General features: G+C 63.0%; 17 protein-coding genes. 7 read left to right on the forward strand and 10 right to left on the reverse strand.

What is annotated here, in order from left to right; all coding sequences use genetic code 11:
- Positions 1-298: 298 nt before the first annotated feature.
- From RHODMAR_RS29515 to RHODMAR_RS24565, 8 genes are all read right to left on the reverse strand, one after another.
- Positions 299-913: a hypothetical protein gene (locus RHODMAR_RS29515; RefSeq protein WP_008720211.1), complete on the reverse strand. Its 615-nt coding sequence runs from the start codon at positions 911-913 to the stop codon at positions 299-301.
- Between the two features lie 248 nt (positions 914-1,161).
- Positions 1,162-1,629, reverse strand: a complete 468-nt coding sequence (locus RHODMAR_RS24535; protein WP_008720212.1) for a DUF4913 domain-containing protein — start codon at positions 1,627-1,629, stop codon at positions 1,162-1,164.
- A complete protein-coding gene (locus RHODMAR_RS24540; protein ID WP_008720215.1) occupies positions 1,626-3,527 on the reverse strand; it encodes a type IV secretory system conjugative DNA transfer family protein in 1,902 nt (633 codons plus the stop codon). Before RHODMAR_RS24540 ends, RHODMAR_RS24535 begins: the two co-directional genes overlap by 4 nt.
- Positions 3,521-4,183: a hypothetical protein gene (locus tag RHODMAR_RS24545; protein WP_008720218.1), complete on the reverse strand. Its 663-nt coding sequence runs from the start codon at positions 4,181-4,183 to the stop codon at positions 3,521-3,523. The genes RHODMAR_RS24540 and RHODMAR_RS24545 overlap by 7 nt, the downstream gene beginning before the upstream one ends.
- A gap of 256 nt (positions 4,184-4,439) precedes the next feature.
- Positions 4,440-5,327, reverse strand: coding sequence for a GAF and ANTAR domain-containing protein (locus RHODMAR_RS24550; RefSeq protein ID WP_008720219.1), 888 nt, complete (start codon positions 5,325-5,327; stop codon positions 4,440-4,442).
- 328 nt (positions 5,328-5,655) lie between these two features.
- Positions 5,656-6,432, reverse strand: a complete 777-nt coding sequence (locus RHODMAR_RS24555) for a GAF and ANTAR domain-containing protein (RefSeq protein ID WP_008720222.1) — start codon at positions 6,430-6,432, stop codon at positions 5,656-5,658.
- Positions 6,429-6,803 (reverse strand): STAS domain-containing protein, encoded by a 375-nt coding sequence (locus RHODMAR_RS24560; protein ID WP_008720224.1) that lies wholly within the window; start codon positions 6,801-6,803, stop codon positions 6,429-6,431. The genes RHODMAR_RS24555 and RHODMAR_RS24560 overlap by 4 nt, the downstream gene beginning before the upstream one ends.
- A 207-nt stretch (positions 6,804-7,010) precedes the next feature.
- On the reverse strand, positions 7,011-7,886 hold the full coding sequence (locus RHODMAR_RS24565; RefSeq protein ID WP_008720226.1) for an alpha/beta fold hydrolase: 876 nt from the start codon (positions 7,884-7,886) through the stop codon (positions 7,011-7,013).
- Between the two features lie 343 nt (positions 7,887-8,229).
- Here RHODMAR_RS24565 and RHODMAR_RS24570 point away from each other — a divergent pair, with 343 nt between their 5' ends.
- The 6 genes from RHODMAR_RS24570 to RHODMAR_RS24595 all read left to right on the forward strand — a co-directional run bounded on the left by RHODMAR_RS24570 (position 8,230) and on the right by RHODMAR_RS24595 (position 17,572).
- Positions 8,230-9,141, forward strand: coding sequence for a manganese catalase family protein (locus RHODMAR_RS24570; protein ID WP_008720228.1), 912 nt, complete (start codon positions 8,230-8,232; stop codon positions 9,139-9,141).
- Between the two features lie 116 nt (positions 9,142-9,257).
- A complete protein-coding gene (locus RHODMAR_RS24575; protein WP_008720230.1) occupies positions 9,258-9,950 on the forward strand; it encodes a HemK2/MTQ2 family protein methyltransferase in 693 nt (230 codons plus the stop codon).
- The gene (locus tag RHODMAR_RS24580) at positions 9,947-10,744 is read left to right on the forward strand and encodes a hypothetical protein (RefSeq protein WP_051048265.1); all 798 of its coding nucleotides are present in this window, start codon (positions 9,947-9,949) and stop codon (positions 10,742-10,744) included. The genes RHODMAR_RS24575 and RHODMAR_RS24580 overlap by 4 nt, the downstream gene beginning before the upstream one ends.
- Before the next feature lie 716 nt (positions 10,745-11,460).
- A complete protein-coding gene (locus RHODMAR_RS24585; protein WP_008720232.1) occupies positions 11,461-13,206 on the forward strand; it encodes a type I restriction-modification system subunit M in 1,746 nt (581 codons plus the stop codon).
- 65 nt (positions 13,207-13,271) lie between these two features.
- Positions 13,272-14,438 (forward strand): restriction endonuclease subunit S, encoded by a 1,167-nt coding sequence (locus RHODMAR_RS27160; RefSeq protein WP_157226201.1) that lies wholly within the window; start codon positions 13,272-13,274, stop codon positions 14,436-14,438.
- On the forward strand, positions 14,438-17,572 hold the full coding sequence (locus tag RHODMAR_RS24595; protein ID WP_008720237.1) for a type I restriction endonuclease subunit R: 3,135 nt from the start codon (positions 14,438-14,440) through the stop codon (positions 17,570-17,572). The genes RHODMAR_RS27160 and RHODMAR_RS24595 overlap by 1 nt, the downstream gene beginning before the upstream one ends.
- A gap of 185 nt (positions 17,573-17,757) precedes the next feature.
- Here RHODMAR_RS24595 and RHODMAR_RS24600 read toward each other — a convergent pair whose 3' ends face one another.
- The gene (locus RHODMAR_RS24600; RefSeq protein WP_232433754.1) at positions 17,758-17,955 is read right to left on the reverse strand and encodes a hypothetical protein; all 198 of its coding nucleotides are present in this window, start codon (positions 17,953-17,955) and stop codon (positions 17,758-17,760) included.
- Between the two features lie 381 nt (positions 17,956-18,336).
- Between RHODMAR_RS24600 and RHODMAR_RS24605 the strand changes: the two genes are divergently transcribed.
- Positions 18,337-19,140: a hypothetical protein gene (locus RHODMAR_RS24605; protein ID WP_008720239.1), complete on the forward strand. Its 804-nt coding sequence runs from the start codon at positions 18,337-18,339 to the stop codon at positions 19,138-19,140.
- A 456-nt stretch (positions 19,141-19,596) separates the two neighbouring features.
- Here RHODMAR_RS24605 and RHODMAR_RS24610 read toward each other — a convergent pair whose 3' ends face one another.
- The gene (locus tag RHODMAR_RS24610) at positions 19,597-19,926 is read right to left on the reverse strand and encodes a hypothetical protein (protein WP_008720241.1); all 330 of its coding nucleotides are present in this window, start codon (positions 19,924-19,926) and stop codon (positions 19,597-19,599) included.
- Positions 19,927-20,556: the final 630 nt, after the last annotated feature.

Here is a 20,556-nt window from a genome sequence, read left to right on the forward strand (position 1 = left end):
CGCGCCAGCCGCACGTACGCCTCGTCCTCGCGGGCGAGCCGGCCGTAGGCATCGCGCACCAGCTCTGTCGCCGACGGCGGTACCGCAGGGCCGTCGACGGCGGTGTCCGCGACGACCTCCGGTGCGGGCTGCAACTCCGGCACCGGTGGGGAAGCAGCATCAACGACGAGGATCTCCGGGTCGACCGGCACCGGGAGCGGTGTGCCGCCGACGTCGGTGGCAGTCGGATCGATCGGTGCGGCCCCGTCGGCGTCGAACGAGAACAGATCCAGCTGGGCGTCGGATTCGCTGCGCCGGTTTACTTTCCGCTTGCCGCGTGCTCGGCCACCCTCTCGTCGAGCAGGCTCGTGAACGAAAGAAACAGCGGGTGGCTCTGCGACGTCGGGTAGGGCAGGTCGTCCTCGATCCTCGCCTGCAACAGATGCATCGCGTAGTACCGGAACTGCACCGGCTTGTCCTTCCACAGTGCGTCCGTCAGCCACAACGTCGACTGGATCGGATCCGCGCAGTTCAGTGGATCGCGCCACCGCTCCGGATCGCTCCGGTGCACCTGAATCCGCGCCCGATCCCGTTCCGCTTCCGCTTCTGGGCTCTCCTGATCCGGCGGATAGGCCTCCATCTCCACCGGGAGCTGGTTGTAGATCTCCTCGTTGATCACGAAGTCCGTCGCCTGCGCCCACGCCTGGTTGATCAACCCGACCTGCTCCATGAACGGTGCCGGCTCCCCGTTCTCCCGCAGATACCTCTCCAGAACCTGGCTCTGCATGTGGACCTTCATGTTGTCGATCCGCTCCGCTATCCGCTCGCTCTCCCGCTCGAGGAACTCCTGCTGATCGTCCGGGTTCAACTCCGGCGGCAGCCCCTGGTGCTCGAGATACAGCTTCATTATTTCTTGCGTTATCGGGTCGATCATGGGTCTCACTGTCCTCTGTCTCGGCAAACAAATCGAGCTGGAAATCGTCGGAATCTTTGGCCATGGTGGGTGCGCTCCTGGAGTCGGGCGAGACGGGCATACGCAACCCGCACCTGCTGTGGTGGGAGGCGGTCGCTACCGTCGTCGTCGGTCGGAGACGCGCTCTCCGGCCACATCGGCCCTGGTGGGTCTAGCCACCCACCAGGGCCTCTGGCTACTTCGGTCAGGGGTTGTGTCAGGTTGTGCGGTCAGACGCCCAAGTCGTCGAACCATCCGGGCGGTGCAGCAACGAACTCGTTGCGCAGCGCTGGGGTGTTCTGATGGGAATCGCGGCTGCACCGGTACATCGGGCCGTGTTCGGCGTCGAGCATCGTGCGCAACTGTGGGTCGGCGTGATGGACCCACCACCCCGACATCGCCGCCCCGTCGTCATCGGCGGCCGTCGCGGACTCCCATGCGGTCCACAACGAGTGCAGCCGCACCACGACTTCGGGGTGCTCCCACCAACTCGGGCAGAACACCTGGTTCTTGCCGGGCGAGGTCGAGAGTTTGCGGGACACGATCGCCGAGAACCACGCATCGAACCAAGCATCGAACGTGGGAAATCGTCGGGGCTTTTCCTTGTCGGTCGAGGGGATCTCGTCGTGTACGCCCTCGTCGAATGTCGGCTCGTCGAATTCGGTCTCGTCGAAACTAGTCTCGTCGTGTTCGGTCATCGGTACGGCTCCTCGTCGCTGATGGCGGTGACCGTCTCGGCGGTCGTGGCTGCTGTTCGCTCGACCTGGATCCGGTCCTTTTCGGGGATGCCGTAGCGGGCGAACGAGGAGTCGATGCCGTCGGCGTTCGGTCCGTCGGACCAGTACACCTTCACCACCAGCACCGGCCGGTTACCGGAGATCAATACCAGTGCGCGGGTTTTCGGGATCGCTCCCAGGTCGTCGACAGTCAGGATCGGTTCTTTCGACCAGGACTGCGACTTCGACGACGACCCGCCGTCGAACATGCCGCCACTGCGAGAGTTCGACCAGCGTTCGACGTCGTGGTCACCGACGAGCGCGGACAGCTCCGAGAGGGTGGTCTTGTCTTTCAGTCCGCCGCCGTACCAAAGGAAGTTCGCGGCATCGAGAAGCTGCTTGACCCCATCTTGGCCCCACACCTTCTGAGCTTGAGAGAGGTTCTGCACGATCGTCATCACACAGATCCCCTGCGAGCCCAGGTGGGAGTACCAGGCCGGGAGCTCGGGGAGGCGGCACACGTTCGCTGCCTCGTCGAGGATGCACAGCATCGGCACCGGCAACCGGCCGCGCGGACTGCGGCGGGCAATCCGTTGCGCGGCGTCGATGATCGACCCGATCAGCGCGGTGGTCTGCGCCGACGACGAATCAGGGCCTTCCTTCGACAGCGCGTAGAGGGTGTCACGGCTGGTGACGAACTTCTCCACGACGAACTCTGTCATCGCGTGCGGATATCTCACTCCGGCACCGATCGTGGTGTCCGGAGTGTCCTCGGTGGACAGGTCAACTCTGTTCGGCGGCAGGATCGACATGGCGTAGGACTTTTCTTCCAGCAGGCCGATGAACCGGCGAGCCATGTCGTACAAGCCGTCTCGCTGGCGCGGGTTGAGATCGCTCGTCGATTTCAGGCGCATCGCGACGATGGCGTGCCCGTGCTCGAGCAGCAGCTTCTGGGGCAGTTCGTTCGCCTCGTCGGACAGCCAGCCGTAGACGTGCAGCAGATCTCCGCCACCGCACGCGGACGCGAACATCATCTGCGCCAACAACTCCTGTGCACCGCCGTCGAAGTAGGCGTCGACGCGGGCCGAATCGTCGCGCGATGCGGCAGCGAAGTACGAGGCGAGCTTGCGGGCGGCGACGATGGAGTCGATTCCGCGCAGCGGATTCCACCAGAACCCGTCGCCCGTGGTGAGCGGCCCTTCGGCGATTCCCTGCAGGTCGTAGCGCCACACCTTGCCGAGCTGCTCGCGGACACCGCGAGTGAAATCATGACCGTCCCGCTTGTTCGAGGTGAACAGCGCCGCGCCGGGCGCGGTGCACAGTGCGTCGATCGCCAACGCCGCAGTCTTGCCCATACGAGGACCGGCGAGGGCGAACAGCATGTCCTCCCACGACATGAACACCTTCTGATTGCCCTGGACGGTGCGTCCGACGACGACCCCGATGTCGGAGTCGTCGAGGGTGTCCAACTCGGCAAGATCGGATCGCAGCGACTTCGCGCGTTCGCGTGCCTGCTTGCCGGTCACCCCGGTCAGCTTCGATGTCGGTCCCATCAGGCGGGCCTTGGCGTCGACGTCGTTCTTGCCGCTTCCCGTTGCGCGGGCAGCGGCGGCGACGCCGGTGAGACCGGAGACGATGATCACCGCGATCACGAAGATCCATGTCGACACGCTCGGCCACGTCAGCGTCCCGCCGGCGACTGAGAACAGCGCCCCGAACGGGTTGACGGGGATATCTTCACCGGTGTCGACGAAGACGTGCCCGAGCCACAGTGAGCCGTAGCCGAGCGCGATCAACACGATCACCACCGAGACGGCGATCAACGGAAACGTCGACGACGATGTCCCCGCTCCTTTGGAGGTCGGCTTCTTGGTCACCATGCGTCCACACCAGCCCCGGTGGCCGTGGCGATGCCGCGGTCGATTTCGATGACGTTCGCGACTCGGTCGGTGATATCGATGACCGACTCCGACGGGCGGTTCTGTCGTGGTGTCTCTAGCATCAGATCGGCCAGACGGATCGGTTCGACGTCCGCAGCGGTGGAGGACACATCGAGGGTGCGTTCGGCGATGTCGTCGAAGTCGAGAGCGTCGAGCTCGGCCGGTAGCTCGAGAGCATCGAGCGACAGACCAGGGCGCAGTACCGCGTCGTCGATGCCGTTGTCGATCAAACGTTCCCGCCATGCATCCTCGTGCACAGCCGTGCGGTCGAACGTGGCGTCCGCCCATTCCTGCTGCACCGGGTCGGTGAAGGTCTGCGCTGCGATCAGCTCGTGTGCAACACCGGTCGCGGCGAGAAATGCCGCAGCCCGCACCAACGACGCGTCGGAATCGAGCAGACCGAACGCGCGACTGTCACTGCGCGGCACGTAGGAGTGCGAGCGTGCGCGAATTTCTTCACGCCGGGTGTGCGCGCGGTCGGGCAGGCTACGGCGTCGTGCAGCAGCCAAGGTGGCGCGGCGACCACGTTCGTAGGCTGCTGCAGCGATCTGTGAGCGGCGCTGCAACTCGGCGGTCGAGACGGTGCGACTGGTCATCGACGGTCACCACCGTCGACATGGGGCGGGACTGGAAAATGGCTCGGCGAGAGCGGATGAGGAATCGACATGGAGGGCCTTCACTGGGAGCGTCGGCCAGCCCACAGCACGAAGACGTCGAGACCCGAAAAGGTGCGGCGCAGCGCTGTCGCTGGATGGACGCTCGACCGTGACCCTCATCGACGGTCGAACAGGACCTACTGTAGCGCACAGGAAAATGGACCGTCCGGCACGATGTCATGGAGGGATTCGGTTGCTACCGGCGGGACTTCGGCGTCGGGCGAGCAAAGCTGACCGCATCCGGTGGATTCACCGGGTGGTTGAACACCGCAGCCTTCGCGACGCGTCCCCGCTCGGTTACGGGCGTCGAGTCGTGTGGCGTGGAGTATTCGGTCACGAGGTCGACGGCGAGGTCTCGGATTTTGATGTTTCGGCTCTGGGACAACTCGATGAGCGTCTCGAATGCGGCGTCGGCGTCGATACGGTGGATCGCCATGAGCATGCCTTTGGCTTGCTCGATCGGTGCCCGGTGCACCATGGCGGTGCGGAGCCCGGCGTTCTCGGTGCGGATGAGGTCGAATCGTTCGTAGTCGCCGAGTGCGCGGGCGAGCGCGCCGGTCAGGGCCGTCGCGGTCGCGACGTCACGATCATCGAACGCAGACGGTCTCTCTCCGTACAGGTTGAGGGACCCGAACCGGGTGCTCGAGCTGTAAAGCGGGGCAGCGAGGAACGAGTAGATGTTCTCTCGGCGGGCGGAGGCGGCGAAGTCCGGCCAGCGCAGATCGGAGGCAATGGCATCGACGCGGACCACCTCACCGGTGCGGGCGGCGTGCAGGCACGGCCCGTCACCGGCCCGATATTGATCGGAGTCGACGATCAGCGTGCGCACGTCACTGTGCACTGCGGTGAACGTGCGATCGGCGACCGCGACGGTCACCCCGCAACTGGCCGCGCCGTCGATCGCATCAGCAGCGAGGGACACCAGCGTTCGAAGAGCGATGATGAGGTCGGCGTCGTCGGTGATCGTCGTACCGAGGACGGTCAGCAGGTCCGAGGACTGCTCGGGTCGATTCCACCGTACGGACGGTGCAGTGATGCTGGGCAACGACGCAGCGGTGGCTGTGCGAGCTTCGGACGCGTCCATCCGCCGAGTATTCAACGGTCGGCAGCGTCCTCCAACACGAACACAGAGGGAATTGGCTGCTCAGGCCCTCTCGTATCGAACCGGCCCCGGTCCGCGGCCTTGCTGTTACCACCGCGTGACCGTTTCGTGATTTTTCCGGAACGCCAGCAGGCTGGACCGCTCGATGATTCAGCCTGCGGGCATCCGCATCGAGCGAACCCGACGGGTCGCTCGACGCTGACCAAGGGCTGTGTACTCAACCGTCGAGCCGGCTCCGGTCTACCCCCGGACCCACCGACGAAAACCTGCGCGGGCGCTCCACCGAGCGAGACTGGACCCTGCGCCGGATCTACCGAACCCCGCCGAGAGGTCCGGGGTTGTCCTTGACGGTGATGGTGCGGGCGAGTTCGGCGACGGGAACATTCCAATCGTGGGAGAGCTTGTTGATCATCTCGAAAGCCCGTGTGGCACTGACGCCGTAGCGTTCCATCACGATGCCCTTGGCTTGACCGATGACGTCGCGTGTCGCCAACGCGGACTTCATCTGATCCTGGTGTGCGGCGGCGATCAGCGCGACGGCAGCGTGGGTGGCGACCAGCGTCCCGGTCCGGTGTGCGTCGTCGTCGAACGCACCGGGTGTGTCCGACATCAAGTTCAGAGCGCCCAGGTTGTCGCGGTGGGTGTTGAGCGGGAAGCACAACATCGACCGGACACCGAGCTCGGCGACGGCAAGGGAGAACCGTGGCCACCTCCGCTCGGACGCGGTGTCGGGTACCGCCACCACGGCCTCGGCCCACACCGCATCGATGCACGGTCCTTGTCCGAGATCTGATTGCACGCTGTCGACCTGGCGGGCGAGGTCGCTCGTCGGCGCTCGCGACTCGATGGAGCGGCGGGCGATCACCAAGCTGATGCTTGCGTCGGTGGCGGCGGGCACCAGTTCCAGAGCGGAGGAGGTGATCTTGGTCAGCGTGTCCTCGACGCTGTCGAAGTCCTGCTGCAAAGTCAGAGCCAGGGCCGACATGACCTCACCGAGTGCGTGCGCCGGGACAGGTCGATGCCCGTTCGGTGCGTCGACACTCGGCTTTTCGCGCTGAGGGATGTCGGCCGCCCGCGCTGCGTTCACGAGGCCAATGCCGCGACTGCGGAGCCGAGGTCGCTGTAGAGGGCGAAGGTGTCATCGAGACCCATCAGCGTCAACGGTCTGCTCGTCCGCGGGCCGTCGGCGACGACAGCGAACCTGGTCGACCGTCCGAGATACTCGCAGGTCCGGACCAGAACGGTCATGCCCATCGATGCCAGGAACGGCACACCGGTGAGATCGATGATCAACGCAGCGGGTGTGTGTTCGGTGATGACCGCGTCGATCGACTCGGTCAACTGAGGTGCCGTTACGAGATCGAGTTCGCCGCTGACCGAGAGAATGGTCAGGTCGTAGACATGTGTGACAGTGACCTCGAAGACCTCGAACCCTGCCGCCACCGCATCAATGGACATCGAACACCACACCGCCCTTCACTCTCTCCGCCGAACGCATCGTCGGTATCGTATCGACCCTGATGGCCTGCGTCGACAAACCGGAGGACAGTGCGGGGTCGGCGTCGCAGGCCGTCGGGAAGCGGTGGCAAAGACGACGTCTCGGACAAGCGGTACGAGATGGCTCCAGCGGCAGGTACGGTTTTCGATTTCCGTCGATCCCCCCCATTACGGGTGCAGCGGACCGAAGAACGTAGACAGGGCGCTGGCGAGTTCGTTCGGGGCTTCTTCGGCCATGTGGTGCCCCGAGCCGATGCTGTGCCCGACGACGCTGGGTGCCCAGGGCCGCCAAATATGGAGAGGATCACCGTAGAGCTCCTCGAGGTCGTCGCGTGAGGACCAGAGCACCTGCACGGGCATGGCCAGTGTTCGGCCCTGCGCGCGGTCGGTGCGTTCGTGATCGACATCGATCGTGAGGCCGGCGCGGTAGTCCTCGAGCATCGCACGCACCACACCGGGATTCTGTATCGCCGAACGCCACTCCCTGTAGTTGCCGGCTCCCATCAGGTCCGGGTCGCCCCGGTACCAGGCTGCGGGGTCAGTGGCGATGGCGCGTTCGGGCAGGTCCGGTTGAGCGTAGAAGAACCAATGCCACCATTGGATTGCGAACCGACTATCCGCACGATCGAGATGCTCGGTGATCGGGATCCCGTCGAGAAAACTGACCGCCGCGACCCGGTCGGGACGGTCGAACGCAAGCCGCAGTGCGACATAGCTCCCACGATCGTGCCCGGCCACGCCGAACCGGTCGTGGCCGAGCGCGGCCATGACCTGCACCATGTCCGCGGCCACAGCCCTCTTCGAGTGCGCGGAATGGTCCGGTGTCGGTGCGGGGCCTCGGGAACGGCCGTATCCCCGCAAGTCCGGGCACACCACCGTGAATCCGGCGTCCACCAACAACGGGGCGACACGGTGCCAGGTCGCGGAGGTCCGCGGGTGCCCGTGCAGGAGCAACACCGGAAATCCGCCGGAGGCGCTGTGGCGAGCCAGGATCGAGGTACCGCCCTCGACTTCGATCACCGATTCCTCGAATCCCGCGAACATGACTCACATCATGACGGATCGGCGTGCGCGCGGCATAGGCGTGAGGCGCACCGCTACCGAGTCTGGAACCGTCGACGGGTGTCGACATCGGCAGGTGCTGCTCCTCTATCGGGAGAACACGTGGATCGCGGCAGCCACGGCCAGTCGCAATCGTCAGCGTCGAGGATTCAGGAAGTGTTTTTTGAGCGATGGGTCGCCGCGCAAGGTGTATTGCGGCAGGTAAGAGTTGCCGGAACGGGCACTGCTTTCAGCTCGAAACCGTTGTCGCGCAATGTTTACCAAACCAAGGGGCGGGTACCAGAACAGGGTTGCCCAGCGAATCCTGATCCGATGTGGAGTTTACATGTTTCGACACACCGACTACCTGCAGTTCGACGCCAAACCCGAAAAGCCGGACCCGGTCTACGCTCACAAACTTCAAGAGCTCATCGGCGGCGCGTACGGCGAAATGACCGTCACCATGCAGTACCTGTTCCAAGGCTGGAACTGTCGCATGGAAGGCAAGTACAAAGACCTGATCATGGACATCGCCACCGAAGAGATGGGCCACGTCGAAATGCTCGCCACCATGGTCGCCCGACTCCTCGAAGGTGCCCCAGCCACCGAATCGACGAAGAACGCGGCCGCTGATCCCGTCGTCGCCGCGGTCATGGGCGGGATGGACCCCCAACAGGCCATCGTGTCTGGCGGGGGACCGCTGTTGGCGGACTCGAACGGCTACCCGTGGAACGGCCGCTACATCGTCGCCAGCGGGAACCTGCTCGCGGACTTCCGCGCCAACGTCGCCGCCGAAGCGCAAGGCCGTCTGCAGACCGCCCGGCTCTACAACATGACCGACGACCCGGGCGTGAAGGCAATGCTGCAGTTCAATCTGGCCCGCGACACCCATCATCAGAACTTGTGGCTCGCGGCCATCGAAGAACTTCAAGCAGACGACCTCGCCGGCGCAGTTGCCCCCGATGCGCTCTTCGACGAAGAAGCCTCCGAGCACGCCACCGATCTGTGGCACCTCTCGGACGGTGAATTCTCCGCGACAGGCGGGTGGGCGAACCGTCTCGCGCCCGACGGCAAACGGCAGATGGGCTTCCTGGCCGACCCACAACCGTTGGGAGGCAAAGCATCCGCACCTGCACCCGACCCTAAGCTGTATGCGACCTACGACGGATCCAAAGGCGAGCCTGCTGCAGCTGCATTCGGCACCGAGAAGGGCGTCATGGGCAAGATCAAGGACGCCCTCGACCCCGACGAAACCTGACCTACCACCGACAATCGCGGACGGTCCGGGCAATAGCTCGACAAGTTCCTGGGTCGCTCCGCCGCGAATGATCCTTTGCCCAGCGAGTTCAGCCCTATCAGCACAGGAGCCCGACGATGACAACGGTTGATCCCCGCTACCTGCAGATCGAGGTGGCAGCGGGTGTGTACGCACCGCAACACGACACCTGGATGCTGTGCGAGGCGATGACAGCATCCGGCGTCGCGGGCGGTGCGCGGGTATTGGACATGTGCACCGGGAGCGGGGCGGTCGCCATCGCAGCGGCGCGCGCAGGGGCCCGCGAGGTCGTCGCGTTCGACCTTTCCGAGCGAGCTGTGTCCTGCGCGGCCCGTAACGCCCGCACGGCGGGCGTGGACGTCGATGTCCGACTCGGCTCCTTCGCCGAGGCACTGGCACTGGCGCGGTTCGACGTGCTGCTGTGCAATCCGCCGTACGTACCCTCACCGACCGTGCCGACCGGGACCGGCCTCGCCCGTGCGTGGGACGCCGGCCTCGACGGCCGAGTCGTGCTCGATCAACTGTGCACACACGCGCTCCGACTGCTCACGCCGGGGGGAGTGCTGCTGCTGGTGCAGTCCGATTGCGCAAACCCCGACCGAACCGTCGATATGTTGTCCGACAACGGTTTCGGTGCCCGGGTGGTGGCCAAGCACCAACACCGCTTCGGGCCGGTCATGCACGCTCGATCGCACTGGCTCGCCGCGCAAGGCCGCATCGAACCCGGCACCGATACCGAAACTCTCGTCGTCGTACGCGCACACCGGCCGCGCAGCAAGGACACACAATGATCGCCACTGTGCTGGGTCTGCCGTTCCGCGTCGCATCGACTCTGCGGTCGGCGCGGGCTTTTCACCCGGACGGTGTCCAATTCGACGGCGCTCTGGTGCGCTTGCTTGCGGAGGAGTCGGGACTGCCTCTGCGCTCGTGCGCTGTGTCGGTACGAGTGTCGAAAGGAATCGGTGTGCCGTCCGGCCTACCGGACGTTGCGGGCCTGTCCCTTCGCCTACCACCGACCGAACAGGGCGGGTCACCGTGGGATCTACTGCTCGCAGGATCTGCCACCGGACGGATCGTGCGCATGGTGCCGTGGCCATCGGCGTCGTGGAACTCCGCCCACCTGTCCTCACTGATGGCTCTGAAGTACCGAGGTGACATGTGGTGGCTGCGGGCACGGATCACCAGTCCGGCCATCGAGGGTATGAGCATCGACGACATCAGAACCGCTGTTGCACACGACAAAGTCAGCTTCGTGATCGAACATGCCTGTGAGTCCGGCGCATTCGCCGGTCGCGGTGGTGCACTCGACAGGTCTCGTACCGCCCGAGGACGAAATCGACGCGTTCGATCCGGTACTCAACAGTCCCACCGAGGTGCGGCCGCAACCGGAATGGCTGCGGGCATTGCGACTGTCGGCCTACCGACACAGTCGCACCGGCCGGGCCGTCGCCGGCGCGCCCTGACATTCGAGTCGGTGTCGGCCACTGGCAGACTTCCGACGACGCAAGCAGTTGCCCCTTCCATCAGCTCGGTGAGAGGAAAACATCGCTCGACCGTGACCGCGACCGTGTTTCGACCGCAGTAGCAGCGCCAAACGGCCATCGAGGCAACCGCCTGCGTCGACCACGCGGCGCTGGCGGTACACGAAGCGGCGATTGACCGCAGCGTGCGCGAACTTCGAGCGAGGCACGGCGCACCTGTCATCGGGGATCGCATCGCACGCCGGAGGCGACCCCGACGCCCTCTCGGACGCATTCGACGGCAACAGCACCTCGCTCCGAGGACCCCTCTGATGGTGCGTCGGCGCGCCTGGCTACGTCGTAGGGAGACGCCGTGGAGCGGACTTCGTGCTCACGGGTTGCGAACGAACAGTCGGTGCCCCGCGCACAGTCGGTACCAGTCACGCCTGACGAAGGACGTCGAAAGCCGCGGGGAGTGACCAGCAGGCCTCATCATGGGCGGCCGATAAGGAGCCCTTATGTCAGGCCCAGAAAGGGTAGTGGGCCCTGAATAGGCGTGTGTGCCACAACGGCGAGGGAGCCGCCGACGGGTCTTCGTTGCGGCGTCTCAAAGTCGTAGACCGCTGGTCGATAGAGAAACTTTGACAGATAACCGGCCGCCCCATTGTGCTCAGGATGTTTCGCTGAACACGGTCGTCAGGGCCAGTCGCGATCGCTTCGTTTGGCGGGGTGTGACGGCTGTGCCTGGTGTTGCTGCGATGATGCCCTTTGATACGTCAACTGCTGGAGTGCGCCGCGAGGTCTGCAGCAGTCATGAATGAGTGATTTCGTAAGGAGCGTTGTGAGCACCCTCGGTAGTTTCATCTGGTCGATCGCTGACCATCTTCGGGGTCCATACCGACCTAACCAGTACGGCAACGTCATCCTCCCGCTTACGATCCTGCGCCGCCTCGACGCCATCATCGAGCCTGATCGGGAGGTGGTGCGCGAGCTCGCGACACGGTATGACAACCCCAACCGGCTCAAGGTCGAGGTCAAGAAGGCCACCGGCCGGCCGTTTTACAACACGTCGAATTACTCCTTTGCCAATCTCCTGAACGAGCCTGACGAGCTGGCAAACAACCTGACCGACTACATCGATCGGTTCTCGCCCGACGTCGACGTATTCGAGTACTTCGATTTCAAGAAGGAGATCCTCGCTCTGGAAAAGTCAGAGCTGTTGGGTGAGGTCATCGCATCCTTCAAGGCCATCGACCTACATCCAGGGGTCGTTTCCAACGCCGACATGGGCGATGCGTTCGAATACATCATTCGTAAGTTCAACGAGGCCGCGAACGAAACCTCCGGCGATCACTACACTCCGCGCGACGCGATCCGGCTGCTCGTCGACCTACTCTTCGCCGAGAAAGACGTTGACCTGACCGAGGCAGGCATCGTCCGCACGCTGTATGACCCGACTGCGGGCACCGGCGGCATGCTCACCCTCGCCGAGGAGCACTTGCTCGCGCAGAACCCCGATGCAAAGCTGAGCCTGTACGGCCAGGAGTACAACCCGCAGTCGTATGCGATCTGCAAGTCCGACCTGCTCGCCAAGGGCCACGACTCGACCAATATCGCGTTCGGAAACACTCTCACCGACGACGCATTCAAAACACGAAAGTTCGACTTCTGCATGGCCAATCCGCCCTACGGGGTCGACTGGAAGCAGTACGCCAAGGCAGTCAAAAAGGAGCACGCCGAAGCAGGCCCGTACGGCCGGTTCGCCCCCGGCCTTCCGTCGACGTCGGATGGGCAGATGCTCTTCCTGCTTCACCTGGCACACAAGATGCGCGCCCCCGAGGACGGCGGCGGCCGTGTCGGCATTGTCTTGAACGGCTCGCCGCTCTTCAGCGGCGGCGCTGAATCTGGGCCGTCAAATATCCGAAAATGGCTGTTGGAGAACGATTTCGTCGAGGCCATCGTTGCGCTGCCGACCAACATGTTCTTCAACACCGACATCTCCACATACATCTGGATCCTTGACAACACCAAGCACCCCGACCGAAAGGGTCTAATTCAGCTCGTCGACGGCACGTCGTTCTGGACCAAAATGCGCAAGAACCTCGGCTCCAAGAACCGCGAACTCAGCGAGAGTGACTGCGCCGAGGTCGTGAAACTGTATGCCGATTTTACTGACGCCGATCCTCACCATTCCAAGGTGCTGCGCAACGACGAGTTCGGCTACTGGACAGTGACCGTCGAGCGGCCACTGCTGGACGACGGCGGAAATCTAGTTACCGATCGCAAAGGTGATCCCAAGCCGGACGCCAAGAGGCGCGACACCGAGAACGTGCCGTTCACTTATGGCGGCTCCACCGCGGGAGCAGCCGGTATCACCGAGGTTGTCGCGGCTTACTTTGAGGCTGAAGTACAGCCCCATGCCCCCAACGCCTGGATCGACTGGACGAAGACCAAAACTGGCTACGAGATCCCCTTTACGCGCCATTTCTATAGGTACCTCCCACCGCGGTCACTCGCTGAGATCGATGCTGATCTAGACAAACAGGTCGGCAAGATCCTCGACCTACTTCGACAGGTAGAGCAGTGACGGGGCCATTGTGGGTTTCTTTGCCGGATGGGTGGCAGAGGGGCCTGATCAAGAACGCTGCAACTGTGACGCTCGGCAAGATGCTGCAGAGCAAGGACTCAGGCAGCGACGTGACTGCCCCATATATGCGCGCCGCGAACGTGCAACCTGACGGCCTGCTGGCCCTCGATGACGTGAACGAGATGTGGTTCAGCGCTGCCGAGTTGGAGAAGTTGAGCATCCGGACGGGTGACGTTGTCGTCGTCGAGGGCGGCCAAGGCGGATTCGGCCGCGCCGCGTATGTTGGCGAGGACTTGTCCGGCTGGGGATTCCAGAACTCGATCAACCGATTGCGACCGATCGGGGACGCCGACGGCCGATTCATCGCGTTCTACCTGATCGCGCTACGAGCGAGCGGCTTTATTCGCGCCTACTCCAACGTTGTCTCGATGCCACACCTCACCGCCGAGAAGCTCGCTCGGATTCCTCTTCCCCTGCCACCCGTCGAGTATCAGCGTGCAGTCTGTGACTACCTCGACCACGAGACCGCCCACATCGACACGCTCATAGAGGAGCAGCGGTGCCTGATCGAAATACTCCGCGAGCGTCGCCACTCGCTCATTGACAGCGTCTTTGGCGATCACGTCCCAAACGTCCGGTTGCAGAACGCCTGCATCGACGTCGTCGACTGCCCGCACACCACGCCTGAGGTCTCAGACTTCGGTGCATACGAGGCAGTTCGAACCTCCTCCGTCCGTAACGGAAAGTTTCGCCCGGGAAACGGATTGCCTGTCGACGCAGACACATGGAAGGCTCGGAATGCGGGAGGCGCACCATCCATCGGAGACGTCCTGTTCACACGTGAGGCACCCGCTGGTGAAGCATGCATGGTTCCCAGCGATCAGCTCTGCCTGGGCCAGCGGATGGTTCTGCTGCGGATCGACCCCACGGTTTGTGTGGGAAATTTTTTAATGTGGCAGCTTTACTCCAATCGTGTGCAGGACCACTTTCTACTCTCGGTCAATGGCTCAACGGTGGCAAATGTTCGGCTCCCAATCTTGCGTACAACGCCGATTTGGCTTCCAGGTCTCTCTGTGCAGCGCCGCATTACTGCGTATCTCAACGGTCAGACTGACAAGATCGACACACTCATCGCTGAGACGGAGCGATTCATCGAGCTCTCGAAGGAACGGCGATCGGCGCTGATCACGGCCGCAGTGACGGGGCAAATCGACGTACGGGAGACTGTCTGATGGCCGTTCACCACGAGATCGTGTTCGAGTCCGAGATCTGCGAGTACCTCAATGGTCACGGCTGGCTGTATTCGCCGAAAGACACCGGCTATGACCGGGAACGGGCACTGTTTCCCGAGGACCTGTTCGCGTGGCTGAAGCAGACCCAACAGCCGGCGTATGAAAGAGCACTGAAAGCTGCCGGGTCGCAGGCGAAGTTCCTCGACGTGCTGACCATCGCCCTCGACAAGCCCCTCGAACACGGCGGCGGGACGCTGAACATTCTGCGCAATGGCGTGCAGTACATCGGCGGCGGCCGGCTCAAGGTGGCGCAATTCCGCCCCGAAACGAGCTTGAACGCCACCAGCAACGAGCAGTACGCCGCGATGCGGGTACGGGTGATGCGGCAGGTGCATTTCTCTACCGCCGACCAACGCAGCATCGACCTGGTGTTCTTCGTCAACGGCCTCCCGGTCGCCACCGTCGAAATCAAGACCGACTTCAACCAGTCTCTCGACAACGCCATCAGCCAGTACCGCAAGGACCGAGGCCCCATGACCAACGGGCGGCCGGAACCGTTGCTCTCGTTCGGTCACCGAGCGCTGGTCCACTTCGCAGTTTCCAACGACCTCGCAGCGATGACCACCCGACTCGAAGGCACCACGACGCACTTTCTGCCGTTTAACGTCGGCCACAAAGGCGGCGCGGGGAACCCGCCCGCTGAGGGCGGTCGGTCGGCCACGGCCTACCTGTGGGAGCGGGTCTGGGAAAAGGACGCCTGGCTTACGATCATCGGCCGGCTGATGCTCGTGGAGACCAAGCAGGAGTGGGACGTGGCGACCGGGACGTCGGTACGCCGCACGAGCATGCTCTTCCCCCGGTTTCACCAGTGGGAGGCGGTGACGAACGTGGTGGCCGCGGTGCGCGAAGAAGGGGTGGGCAAGCGCTACCTGATCGAGCATTCGGCAGGATCGGGCAAGACGAACACCATCGCCTGGACCGCGCACCGGCTGGCGCGGCTACACGTCGGCGACAAGAAGGTGTTCGACTCGGTGATCGTCGTGGTGGACCGCACCGTGCTCGACGGGCAACTGCAGGACGCGATACGCCAGATCGATGGGTCGGGGAAGATCGTGGCCACGATCAGCCCGGAGGACGTCCGCAAGGCGGGCGCGAAATCGAAATCCGGTTTGCTGGCAACGGCTTTGAAGAACAATGAGCTGATCATCGCGGTGACCGTGCAGACCTTCCCTTTCGCGCTTGAGGAGATCCGCAAGGACTCCTCGCTCAAGGGCCGCCGTTTCGCGGTGATCGCCGACGAAGCGCATTCGTCGCAGTCCGGTCAAATCTCCTCCAAGCTCAAAGCTGTGCTGACCGCCGAGGAAGTCCAGGAGATCGAGGAAGGCGGGGAGGTCGACGTCGAGACGATCCTGGCGGCGGAGATGACTGCGCGCGCCGAATCGGAGAGCATCTCTTTTCTCGCGTTCACCGCGACACCGAAAAACAAGACCCTGGAGCTGTTCGGCCGGCCGGGCCCTGACGGCAAACCGGTGGAGTTTCATCTGTACTCGATGCGCCAAGCCATTGAGGAGGAGTACATCCTCGACGTCCTCAAGGGTTACCAGACCTACGACACCGCCTTGAAGATCGCCGGCAAAGCCGAAAGCGGCGACGGCAGAGAGGTGGAAGAGTCCGCTGCTCGCAAGGGGTTGATGCGATGGGTCAGGTTGCATCCGACCAACATCGCTCAGAAGGTCCAGATCATCGTCGAGCACTTCCACGCCAACGTCGCGCATTTATTGGAGGGCAAAGCCAAGGCGATGGTCGTGACCGACTCCCGCAAGGCTGCGGTGAAGTACAAGAAGGCAATCGATGCCTACATCGACAAGCGGTCTGCCGAGGATGCGTCGTACAACTACCGGACGCTGGTGGCGTTTTCCGGTTCGGTGACGATGGACGAGAACGAGGAGTGGGCCTCGGGGTGGGGGCCGCAGCCGAGTAAAGACGACGAGTTCACCGAACCCAACCTCAATCCCGGTGCGGGTTCGGATCTGGCTGCCGCGTTCAAGGGCACGACCTACAAGATCATGCTGGTCGCCAACAAGTTTCAGACCGGGTTCGATCAGCCGTTACTAACGGCAATGTACGTGGACAAGAAGCTTTCGGGAGTCACTGCCGTGCAGACCTTGTCCCGGCTCAACCGCACGCACCGCACGGCTGGCGGAGAACGCAAACGCAAGACGTTCGTGATCGATTTCGTGAACAAGCCCGAGGACATCAGGGTGGCGTTCGAGCCGTACTTCACGGGTGCCAGACTGGAGACCGAGACCGACCCGTACGTCGTCGCGCACTTGGCCACCAAACTTGCGCAGTCGGGGATCTACACGCCGGAGCATGTGCGCCAGGTCGCTGAACTGTGGGTCACACGCAAGGGCCACAACGCACTGTCGGCAGCGATGAGCCCGGCTAAGAACGAGTTCGCTCGCCGCTACGCGGCAGCCATCGAGGCCGACGACACCGTTGCACTGAACACTCTCGATCTCTTTCGCAAGGACGTTTCCACCTACGTCCGGCTGTATGACTTTATGAGTCAGATCGTCGACTACGGCGACCCGTTCATGGAGATGCTGTCGATCTTCCTGCGACTGTTGGACAAGCTCATCGCGGACTCGTCCTGGGCCGCGGAGGTGGACCTGTCGGATGTGATCTTGGTCGGGGTCAAACACACCAAGGCCGGTGCGGTCGACATCTCGTTGACCGGGGACGGCGAGCTCAAAGGCATCAGCTCCGCTGGCACCGGTAGCCGGAAGGACCCGAAATACGTTGCCCTGCAGGTCGTTATCGACAAAATGAACGACCTATTCGGAGCCGAGTCGTTCTCCGCGGCCCAGGTCCGTGAATTCGTACAGGGACTGGTACATCAACTGTTGACCAATCCGGACTTGGTGAACCAGACACGAGTGAACTCAAAGAAGCAGTTCGTCGAGTCGCAGGACTTCCAAGCGGCGGTCACCGAGGCGGTCGTCGACAATCAGAATGCCCACAACACCATGGCCGACTACTTTTTCAGCGACGGCCCGGGTATCAGTGCTGTCATCATGGCGCTGGCAGACGCGTTCTACGAGGCGGCAATCGATCAGCCAGCGGACGCTTGAGACGGCCAACTGCCGCGAGTGTGGAGGGCGAAGACTTCAAGTCCGACGTCCATACCGCCTGGACGTCGGGGCCGGCGCTTCCGTCGTAGGTCAACGTCAAGACCGAGGCGAGCCAACGCAATTTAGTAAATGCGAACAACCCACGCCCCTTCCGAGATGTGGGTTGTTCGCCTGAAGCGGTGGATCTACTTGCTGCGGCCTGCGCCGTTCTTGGTGCGATCGACCATGATGTAGCCCTGGCCGGCCTTGGGGGTCGGAGGCAGTGGATTGCCTTTGGTGGTGGTCCGCTCGTCGCCGGTGCGACCGCCGCGAGGTCCGACGATTTCAACCTGACCCGAACTCGGGGCTTTGGTTCCTGACTTCATGGGCTTCGAAGTAGCCAAGGTGGCTCCTCCAGATCTCGCGCATCCAGGTCTCCTGCAGACCGAGACTTCACTGGAACTACAGCGCGTCGATTTGTTGCGGGACACCGTGAGTCCTAGAGTCGGAAGTCAACCACGATCGACCAACACTTGAAGCCTCGGCGTCTATGCCCGAGGCTTCAGGCATTTCTGCAGGCGTCAGTCTAGGCGTTGAGTCCGACAGATCGGACACGACACGCCTGGGTGGACCCCACATGTAGCCTCAGGCGCATCCTTGAGGCCCAACATCTAGTGGCAGCGGTCGCCCAAGGCCCAGCTCGCTCGCTGGCCTCACGCAACTATGCTGACCTTGTCTTTTCTCAAAGCGGGTGTGCATCCGCAGAACTGGAAGAGGATGCGAAAATGAACACTCCGCGAGCCTGCGACTTCTGCGGACGGTCTGCGCCTGAGGTGTCGCTCAGCAAAGAACACGTGTTCGCCCGATCGCTTCGCGACACGGTCAGGCACGCTGAGGATCACACCTACGCAAGCGCGACCGATAAGTCCGGTCAGCTGAAAGGCGGGAAGGCCGTTCGGCCGGTGGCAATGTTCGACATCACTTCACGTCGGGTCTGCCGTGAGTGCAACTCGGGATGGATGAGCGAGCTCGAAGTTGCTGCGAATCCGGTTCTCCGCCGGCTTATTTCCGGGGAGGCCACTCTTACGGGCGCTGAGGTCGATGTTGTGCGCCGCTGGCTGGTCAAAACCGCTGTAGTTGACCATATGGCTGAGCCGAATTCGGAGAAGCCCACACCGACGGTTGATCCCCGCGACCGGCGGACAGTGATGGATCAAATTCCCGGCGGTTGGGTCGTCACGTTAGCCGTGCTGCATTCAAGCTGGCGCAACCACACGCACCGCGGATCAGTCGCGCTGCCGAAAGTGCGTATGGTCGACGGAGTTGAAATATCGGAGAGATTTCACTTCGCGACTATCGAGATCGGCTGCATGCTGGGGACGGTCACAGGGTTCGGCAGGGACAGCGACGTGGGCGCGGCGGTGGTCGAATGGATCACCAGCGGAATGATTACGTCGTATCCGTCAATGTCTCGACTAGAACGCGACGAGGCAATCGAGCTGCCACCGGCGTGGAATCCCCCTTCTGTGGACGCGATCGACAACCTCGGTGTTCAGTTCGCAGGGTCGATGTCCGACCTAGGCAGTTGAGACTGGAGCAAGTGGCGGGACGGCGATCGGCTCCGAAGTCGTCGACCTGGACGCTGTCGTCGGCGAGCGTATCTGGGAGGGGAACCGGCGTTGCGCGGTGACGAATGCCGTGGCTCTTAACGGTCGCGTCGGGACCCGATGCAAGAGCCTTTACTGAAAATGATAATCATGGCCGATAACAGATATTATGTCAGGTGAGGGCTCAAACAGTCTGCTAGACAGAGTGTTTCGAGTATACCTAGCTAGCCGTTCTCGTCACGTAACTTCGCTCGGAGGTGGTCTGCGCTGGAGTGGGTCCCGAGCAGGTCGACGACGGAGTTCTCTCGCGCCTCTACCGCCTCGACGCTGCCAAGACGCGCACGCCCCGGACGTGATGGACTTCGGTCCGTTCGCCGATGAGCTGAAGGAGTTGGCCTCGTCGGCCGTCGACCGACTCGTGCGGAACTAGTTGCGGAACTAGTTGTAGTAGTGGAACACGCGACTGGTCATCGTGTCGGCCTCGTCATCGAAGGTGCCGAACGCCGACCGAAGCAGCTCGTAGGCAGGTGCCAACTGGGTCTGCTCGATCTTCGCTACCGATGAGACTGTCCACCCGGGGACCCCGTCATGTCCTGGAATCGGGTGACCGAACAGATCGACCAGGGCTTCGCGGCGATACCCGTTCTCCACGAGATCGTCCTCGGTGTACCAATCGTCTCGTGGGTCATGAACGTGTTCGTCCTTGACTCTCTGTAGCTCGGTCTCGATCCAGTCGTCGCCGGTCGATGGTGTCGCGGGTTCGGACAATATTCATTCCCTTCAGGGCCGCGTGCACGAGTCGTTTCAGCCTGCGCAATGCTAACCGCCACGCTGATCTACAGGTCGTCCACGCAAACGTGCGTACCCACCTGGATAGGTTCGTTTGCCCCTCGCGCGGGCATTCATCATGGATGCCGCCGAATCCGTTGTCTCCGATGCTCGCCACCGCCGGGATGCTCCCGTCCGGACCCGCCTGGGTGTGGGAATGGAAGTGGGACGCAACTGCGCGGGTTCGCAGAAACTCGCGGACGATAGCGTCGCAACTCGCGCGTGCGTGGAGCATCAACCCCTGAGGGACAACCGCATTTGCAGACTGGCGACCATCAAACGCCTTCTGCCGCCGCCAGCACAGCCTCGCGTTTAATCCGGCAAGACCACTGCCGTCTACCGATCGGCTCCGGCCCACCCCTTCCCTCATACCCCCACGGGCACTTGCATACCCCCCTAGGTATGTGCCAGAGTTGGGATGTACCCGCCAGAAAGGACCGCCATGTGCTACCCCGTCCCGTGTCCGGCATGCGGTAAGACCACCTGGGCTGGCTGCGGTCGACATGTCGACAGCGTCATGAAGAACGTTCCGCAGTCGCAGCAGTGCTCCTGCTCCATCGAGGCACCCGG

The sequence above is a fragment of the Rhodococcus sp. AW25M09 genome (assembly GCF_000333955.1).
GTDB lineage: Bacteria > Actinomycetota > Actinomycetes > Mycobacteriales > Mycobacteriaceae > Rhodococcoides.